Here is a 7,005-nt window from a genome sequence, read left to right on the forward strand (position 1 = left end):
CGTGGACGATGCTGGCGCAGCGGCTGACCGGGCAGGGCGCGTCGCTCGGCGATTCGGCGCTCGACGGGATGGTCACCGGGATCATCATCGAGCGCGAGCAGATCGGCCCCAACCGCTACGTGGCGAAGCTCGGCGTGCTGTTCGACCGCAACCGCGCCGCGTCGCTGCTCGGCGTCGCGTCGCAGATGACGCGCTCGCCGCCGATGCTGCTGATCCCGGTGCAGGTCTCGGGCGGCGCGCATCGCGTGTTCGAGGGCAACAGCGTGTTCCTCGACGGGTGGAAGCGCTTCCGCACCGGCAACAGCGCGATAGACTATGTGCGGCCCGCGGGCAGCGGGCCCGACCGGCTGCTGATGAACGCCGGGCAGACCGCACGGCGCGGCCGCGGCTGGTGGCGCGCGATCCTCGACCAATATGGCGCCGACGACGTGCTCATCCCGACCGTCGAGCTGCGCCGCAGCTATCCCGGCGGGCCGATCGTCGGGGTGTTCACCGCGGGGCATGGACCCGACAATCGCCGCATCGCGCAGTTCGTGCTGCGCGTGAACGACGGCAATGCGCTGCCCGCGCTGATCGATGCGGGCATCCAGCGCATCGACAAGGCCTATCAGGACGCGCTGCGTTCCGGTCTGCTGCGCACCGACCGGCTGCTCGTCACCGAACCGCCCAAGCCCGAGCTTCCGGTCGAGGAGACCGGCGAGGAAGCCCCGCTCGAGCCTACCGACGTGCCGGTCGCGACGACCGGATCGGCGTTCACGATCCAGTTCGACACGCCGAGCGTCGCGGCGCTCACCAGCGGCGAATCGGCGGTGCGCGGCGTGCCCGGCGTGAGCTCGGCCAGCACCACCAGCATGGCGCTGGGCGGAATCTCGGTGATGCGCGTGACCTTCGAGGGCAGCCAGGCGTCGCTGACCGCGGCGCTGCGCGCGCGCGGGTGGCAGGTCGAGGAAGGGCCGGGCGTGCTGCGCATCCGCCGCAGCGGCGGCGCGCCCGCCGCTCCCGCCACGCCGGCTGCGACCGAAGCCGGGAACGACAGCGACGGATGAGCCAGCTTTCCCTGCGGCTCGACCGGCCAGCCGGCGCGCGTGAGGACAGGTTCCTGGTCGGCGAGGGCAACGCCAAAGCCGTCCATATCCTCGAGCATTGGGCGACCTGGCCGGTGATGGCGGCGATTATCACCGGGCCGCGCAAATCGGGCCGCAGCCTGCTCGCGCGGACCATGGCGATGCGCAGCGGCGGGACGATGATCGACGAGGCGGACCGCCAGAGCGAGACGATGCTGTTCCATGCCTGGAACGCGGCGCAGACGGCGCACCGGCCGCTGTTCTTGGTCGCCGACGACGCGCCACCGGTGTGGCAGGTCAAGCTGCCCGACCTGCGTTCGCGGCTGGGGGCGAGCCCGATCGCGCGGATCGAGCAGCCCGACGACGCGCTGGCGGCGGACATCCTGCAGCAATTGCTCGACCGTCACGAGATTGCCGCGAATCCCGATGTAGTGGCGTGGGTGATGCGGCGGATCGAGCGGGACTACCTGACGATCCTGCGCACCGCGGAGGCGCTGGAGGAGGATGCCAGCCGCCGCCGCAACCGGCGCTTGTCGATCCCGGCGGCGAAGGCCACATTGACCGCGTCGGGCCTGCTCAAGGCGCCGGCCGCGCAACCCTGACGAGGAAGCATGTCCAGCCGCGCGCAACTCAACACCGACGACGCCGCTCAAGCCGAGCCCGGTGCGCGTTATTTCAACCGTGAGCTGTCATGGCTGGCGTTCAACCGGCGGGTGATGGAGGAGGCGTGCAACACCGCGCACCCGCTGCTCGAGCGGCTGCGCTTCCTGTCGATCTCGGGCTCCAACCTCGACGAGTTCTTCATGGTCCGCGTCGCCGGCCTCAAGGGCCAGCAGATGCAGGACGTGGAGGCGCACTCCGCCGACGGGCTGACCCCGGCGCAGCAGCTCACCGCGATCGTCGACGAGGCGGCCGACCTGGTCGACAGCCAGCAGGCGGTGTGGAACGACATCCGCCGCGAGCTGGGCGAGCGCGGGATCGAGGTGCTCGACGCCGAGGCGATCCGGGGCGAGGTCGCCGAGTGGGTCGAGGCGCATTTCCGCACCCAGGTCTTTCCGATCCTGACCCCGCAGGCGCTCGATCCCGCGCACCCGTTCCCGTTCATCCCCAACAAGGGCCTGAGCGTGATCTTCGACCTCGTTCGCCAGAGCGACGGCGAGACGATCCGCGAGCTTGTGCTGCTGCCCCCGGCGAGCCCGCGCTTCGTCCGCGTGCCGGGCGAGCGCGCCTGCTACGTGCCGGTGGAAACGCTGCTCAAGCGCTTTTCTTCGCTGCTTTTTCCGGGATATGACGTCAAGGGTTCGGCGACCTTCCGGGTGCTGCGCGACAGCGATATCGAGCTGGAGGAAGAGGCCGAGGACCTGGTCCTCTATTTCCGCACCGCGATCAAGCGGCGGCGGCGCGGGCGCGTCATCCGCCTCGAGATGGAGGAGGGGATCGATCCCGGCCTGGAGGCCGTGCTCAAGGAGGAACTGGGCGGCAGCGAGGCGCTGCTGACCGAGACCGGCGGGTTCCTGGGCGTCGGCGACCTCTCGATGATCGTCGAGGAGGACCGGCCCGATCTCAAATTCCCGCCCTATTCGCCGCGCTTCCCCGAACGCATCCGCGAGTTCGGCGGCGATTGCTTCGCGGCGATCAAGGCCAAGGACATCGTCGTCCATCACCCGTACGAGACGTTCGACGTCGTGCTCGCCTTCTTGAAGCAGGCGGCGAGCGACCCCGACGTGGTCGCGATCAAGCAGACGCTCTATCGCGCGGGCAAGCAGTCGGCGGTGATCCAGGCGCTGATCGCCGCGGCCGAGGCGGGCAAATCGGTGACCGCGGTGGTCGAGCTCAAGGCGCGGTTCGACGAGGAGCAGAACCTGCTCTGGGCGTCGGCGCTGGAACGCGCGGGGGTTCAGGTGATCTACGGCTTCACCACCTGGAAGACTCACGCCAAGGTCTCGATGGTGGTGCGGCGCGAGGGGGACGAGTTCCGCACCTACTGCCATTTCGGCACGGGCAATTATCACCCGGTGACCGCGCGCATCTACACCGACTTGAGCTTCTTCACCGCCGACCCGCGGATCGGGCGCGATGCCGCGAAGATCTTCAACTACGTCACCGGCTATGTCGAGCCCGAGGACCTCGAACTGCTCACCGTCTCGCCGCGGCACCTGCGCGACCGGCTGATCGAGCTGGTCGATGCCGAGATCGCCAATGCGCTGGCGGGCAAGCCGGCGGCGATCTGGGGCAAGATGAACAGCCTGGTCGACCCGGCGATGATCGAGAAGCTGTACGAGGCGAGCAATGCCGGGGTCGAGATCGACCTGATCATCCGCGGCATCTGCTGCCTGCGCCCGGGAATCCCCGGCATGTCGGAGAACATCACGGTCAAGTCGGTGGTCGGCCGGTTCCTCGAGCACAGCCGTATCTGGGCGTTCGGCAACGGCAAGGCGCTGCCCAATGACGGGGCGAAGATGTTCATCTCCTCCGCCGACTGGATGCCGCGCAACTTCGACCGGCGTGTGGAGTTCATGCTACCGATCCTCAACCCGACGGTGCACGATCAGGTGCTCGACCAGGTGATGGTCGCCAATCTGATCGACACCGAGCAGAGCTGGGAGCTGGAAAGCGATGGCCGCTACGTGCGCGAAGAACCCGGTCCCAAGCCGTTCAACCTGCACCGCTATTTCATGACCAACCCGTCGCTCTCCGGCCGCGGCGCGGCGCTCGAGACGAGCGAGGCGGTGCCCAAGCTGTCGTTGCGTCGCTGGCGCGCCGAGCGTAGCGGGTGAGCGTGTCCACACTCCTGTTTCGCAAGCCTCGCGCCGAGATCGCGCCCGATACGCGCCGCACCGGCATCATCGACATCGGCTCCAACTCGATCCGTCTCGTCGTCTATGACGGCGCGGCGCGGCTGCCCGCGATCCTGTTCAACGAGAAGGTGATGGCGGGCCTCGGCCGCTCGCTCGCCGAGACCGGGACGATCGACGAGGCGGCGCTGGTGATCGCGACCACCGCGCTCGCCCGCTTCGCCAGCCTGGCGCGCGAGATGGAAGTCGATTCGCTGCGCACCGTCGCCACCGCCGCGGTGCGCGAAGCCTCCAACGGCGCGCAGCTGATCGCGATCGCGCGGCGGCTCGGGCTCGAAGTCGAATTGCTGCCCGGCGAGGCGGAAGCGCTGGGCGCCGGCTATGGCGTGCTCTCGGGCATCCCGGAGGCCGATGGCATCGTCGGCGACCTCGGCGGCGGCTCGCTCGAGCTGGTGCGCGTGGTGGCCGGGACGGTAACCGACCGCGTCTCGTTCCCGCTCGGCGTGCTGCGCATCGGCGCGATCCGCGAGCGCGGCAAGGGAATGCTCGACCGCACCGTGGCCGAGCTGCTCAAACAGGCCGGCTGGACGGGGCGGGGAAGCGGATTGCCCTTCTACCTCGTCGGCGGATCGTGGCGCGCGCTGGCGCGGCTCGACATGCATCTCACCGGCTATCCGCTGCCGGTGATCCACGAATACACCATGCCCGCGGCGACCGTGACCAGGCTCCAGCGCACGGTCGCGCAGCTCGGCAAGGGCAAGATCCGCGCGGTGCCGAACCTGTCCTCGGGACGCGTCGCGACGATGGAGGATGCCGCGGCGCTGCTCGCGGTGCTGATCAAGCACCTCGGCAGCCGGGAGACGGTGGCGTCGGCCTTCGGGCTGCGCGAGGGGCTGCTGTACGGCGACCTGACCGCCGAGGAACGGCGCGAGGACCCGCTGATCGTCGCCGCGCGCGACGAGGCGCGGCGCTCGGGACGCTTCCCCGAGCATGGCGACCTGCTGGACGCATGGATCGCGCCGCTGTTCGACGATCATCACGAGCTCGCGCGGCTGCGCCATGCGGCCTGCCTGCTCGCCGATGTCGGCTGGCGCGCCAACCCCGAGTTCCGCGCCGAGCGCGGCTTGGAGATCGCGCTGCACGGCAATTGGGTCGGCATCGACGCGCGCGGACGAGCGCTGCTCGCGCAGGCGTTGTTCACTTCATTGGGGGGCGGGTTCGAATCGCCGCCGCCAATCGGCCAGCTCGCCAGCCTCGACGATCTGGAACACGCCAAATTATGGGGCCTCGCGATGCGGCTCGGCCAGCGGCTGAGCGGCGGCGTCGCCGGGCCACTCAAGCGGTCGGCGCTGGCGGTCGAGGACGAGGCGCTGGTGCTTCGGCTCGAGGGCGACGATGCTGCGCTCTATGGCGAGGCGGTCGAAAAGCGCCACCGCGCGCTGGCCGGCGCGCTGGGTCTCAACGCGGCGGTGGACGTCTGAATTGTACTAATCCTCCCCCGCCAGGGGGAGGTGGTTCGCGTAGCGCGACGGAGGGGGAGGACTCCCCAATGTTCGTTCTGGCATCCGCCCCTCCGTCAGCCCGTGGCTGACACCTCCCCCTGGCGGGGGAGGATTAAAAGCTACCGCGGTCGGGCGTCACCCGCAGCGCGCGCTGCGGATATTGTTGCGGCGATCGACCTCAAGGTTCAGGCGGTCCGAACGGAAGTCCATCGTCACGGCCTGGCCAGGACGGATGACGCGCACGTTGCGAGCGCCCGAACGGCGCTGCGCGCGCTGAACGACGCCGGGTCGCGCCTCGCGTCCGACGAACCCCTGCACGCGGCCAGCATCGCAGCGGACCGGGCCGGGCAGCGGGGTGGGGTAGTTTGCACAGGCCATCAGGCTGGCGGGCAGCAGCAGAACGGTGAAGCGGATCATGACGCTTTCTCCTACTCTTGAGGCTGTTCGGTGCGAGTCATTTTGAGCTTACCATTTCGCACCGTGAACCCCAACTGCCCTTCGACCAGCGCGAGCGCGTCGCGCCCGAACTGCTCGAAGCGCCAGCCCTGCAGGATCGCGAGACCGTCGCGCTGCCCCGCGGCGAGCGCCTCGAGGTCGTCCGAGCGCGCGAGCAGCCGCGCGGCGACGTTGATGTCGCGGGCGCGGATCTTGAGCAGCAGCTTGAGCAGGTCGGCGACCAGCGCGCCTTCCTTGCCGAGCGGGAGCTTGCGGTCGTCGCGCGCCGGCATCTCCGACGCGGACATCGCGGTCGCCCCCTCGAGCGCCGCCATCAGCCGTCCGCCGATATCGTTGCCGCCCCATGAGGCGGAGAGGCCGCGGACCCGGGTGAGATCGCCCTGCTTGCGCGGCGGATTGGCGGCGAGGTCGGCGATCGTCTCGTCCTTGACGATGCGGCCGCGCGGCAGGTTCTTGCCTTGCGCCTCCTTCTCGCGCCACGCCGCCAGCGCCTTGAGCCGGCCGAGCACGTCGGCCTTGCGGCTGGAGACGCGGATGCGCTGCCATGCCTGATCGGGATCGTTGCGGTAATTCTCCGGATCGGCGATCCGCTCCATCTCCTCGTCGAGCCAGGCGCCGCGGCCGGTCTTGCGCAGCTTCTCCAGCATCTTGGGAAAGATCGCGGAGAGATGAGTCACGTCGGCGATGGCATAGTCGATCTGGCGCTTGTCGAGCGGACGGCGCGACCAGTCGGTGAAGCGCGCGCCCTTGTCCACCGTGATACCGAGATAGGTCTCGACCAGGTTGGAATAGCCGATCTGCTCGCCCTGGCCGAGCGCCATCGCCGCGACCTGGGTGTCGAACAGCGGGTGCGGGGTCTTGCCGGTGAGGTTGTAGACGATCTCGATATCCTGCCCGCCGGCGTGGAAGACCTTGAGCACCTCCTCGTTGTTGACGAGCAGGTCGAGCAGCGGGGTCATGTCAAGCCCCGGCGCCATCGGATCGATCGCCGCCGCCTCGTTGGTGTCGGCGATCTGGATTAGGCACAGCTCGGGCCAGAAGGTGTTCTCCCGCATGAACTCGGTATCGACCGTGATGAACGGTTGCTGCGCGAGGCGGGTGCAGAGATTGGCGAGACTTGCCGAGTCTTCGATCAGGCCGTGAATATGCATCGCAGGCCCATAGACGCGCGCGCGCGGGTTGACAAAG

At 69.1% G+C, this 7,005-nt stretch carries 6 protein-coding genes; 4 read left to right on the forward strand and 2 right to left on the reverse strand.

Annotation, left to right across the window (positions count from 1 at the left end; genetic code table 11):
* The 4 genes from ABDV68_RS17630 to ABDV68_RS17645 form a co-directional block, all read left to right on the forward strand.
* Positions 1-1,046 (forward strand): heavy-metal-associated domain-containing protein (locus tag ABDV68_RS17630; protein ID WP_343521409.1); only part of this gene is annotated, 1,046 nt, incomplete at its 5' end.
* Positions 1,043-1,666 carry a DnaA/Hda family protein gene (locus ABDV68_RS17635; protein WP_343521410.1) on the forward strand — a complete coding sequence of 208 codons (624 nt, stop codon included), beginning with the start codon at positions 1,043-1,045 and terminating at the stop codon, positions 1,664-1,666. The genes ABDV68_RS17630 and ABDV68_RS17635, both read left to right, overlap by 4 nt.
* Positions 1,667-1,675: 9 nt before the next feature.
* Complete coding sequence (locus tag ABDV68_RS17640) at positions 1,676-3,841, forward strand: RNA degradosome polyphosphate kinase (protein WP_343521411.1); 2,166 nt, start codon at positions 1,676-1,678, stop codon at positions 3,839-3,841.
* A gap of 2 nt (positions 3,842-3,843) precedes the next feature.
* A complete protein-coding gene (locus ABDV68_RS17645) occupies positions 3,844-5,340 on the forward strand; it encodes a Ppx/GppA family phosphatase (RefSeq protein WP_343521412.1) in 1,497 nt (498 codons plus the stop codon).
* Positions 5,341-5,496: 156 nt separating this feature from the next.
* On the opposite strand, the gene ABDV68_RS17650 is transcribed toward ABDV68_RS17645, so the two are convergent.
* Both ABDV68_RS17650 and rnd read right to left on the reverse strand, forming a co-directional pair.
* Positions 5,497-5,778 (reverse strand): I78 family peptidase inhibitor, encoded by a 282-nt coding sequence (locus ABDV68_RS17650; protein ID WP_343521413.1) that lies wholly within the window; start codon positions 5,776-5,778, stop codon positions 5,497-5,499.
* An 11-nt stretch (positions 5,779-5,789) separates the two neighbouring features.
* Complete coding sequence (gene rnd, locus ABDV68_RS17655; RefSeq protein ID WP_343521414.1) at positions 5,790-6,968, reverse strand: ribonuclease D; 1,179 nt, start codon at positions 6,966-6,968, stop codon at positions 5,790-5,792.
* Positions 6,969-7,005: the final 37 nt, after the last annotated feature.

Source organism: Sphingomonas sp., from assembly GCF_039595165.1.
Classification (GTDB): domain Bacteria; phylum Pseudomonadota; class Alphaproteobacteria; order Sphingomonadales; family Sphingomonadaceae; genus Sphingomonas.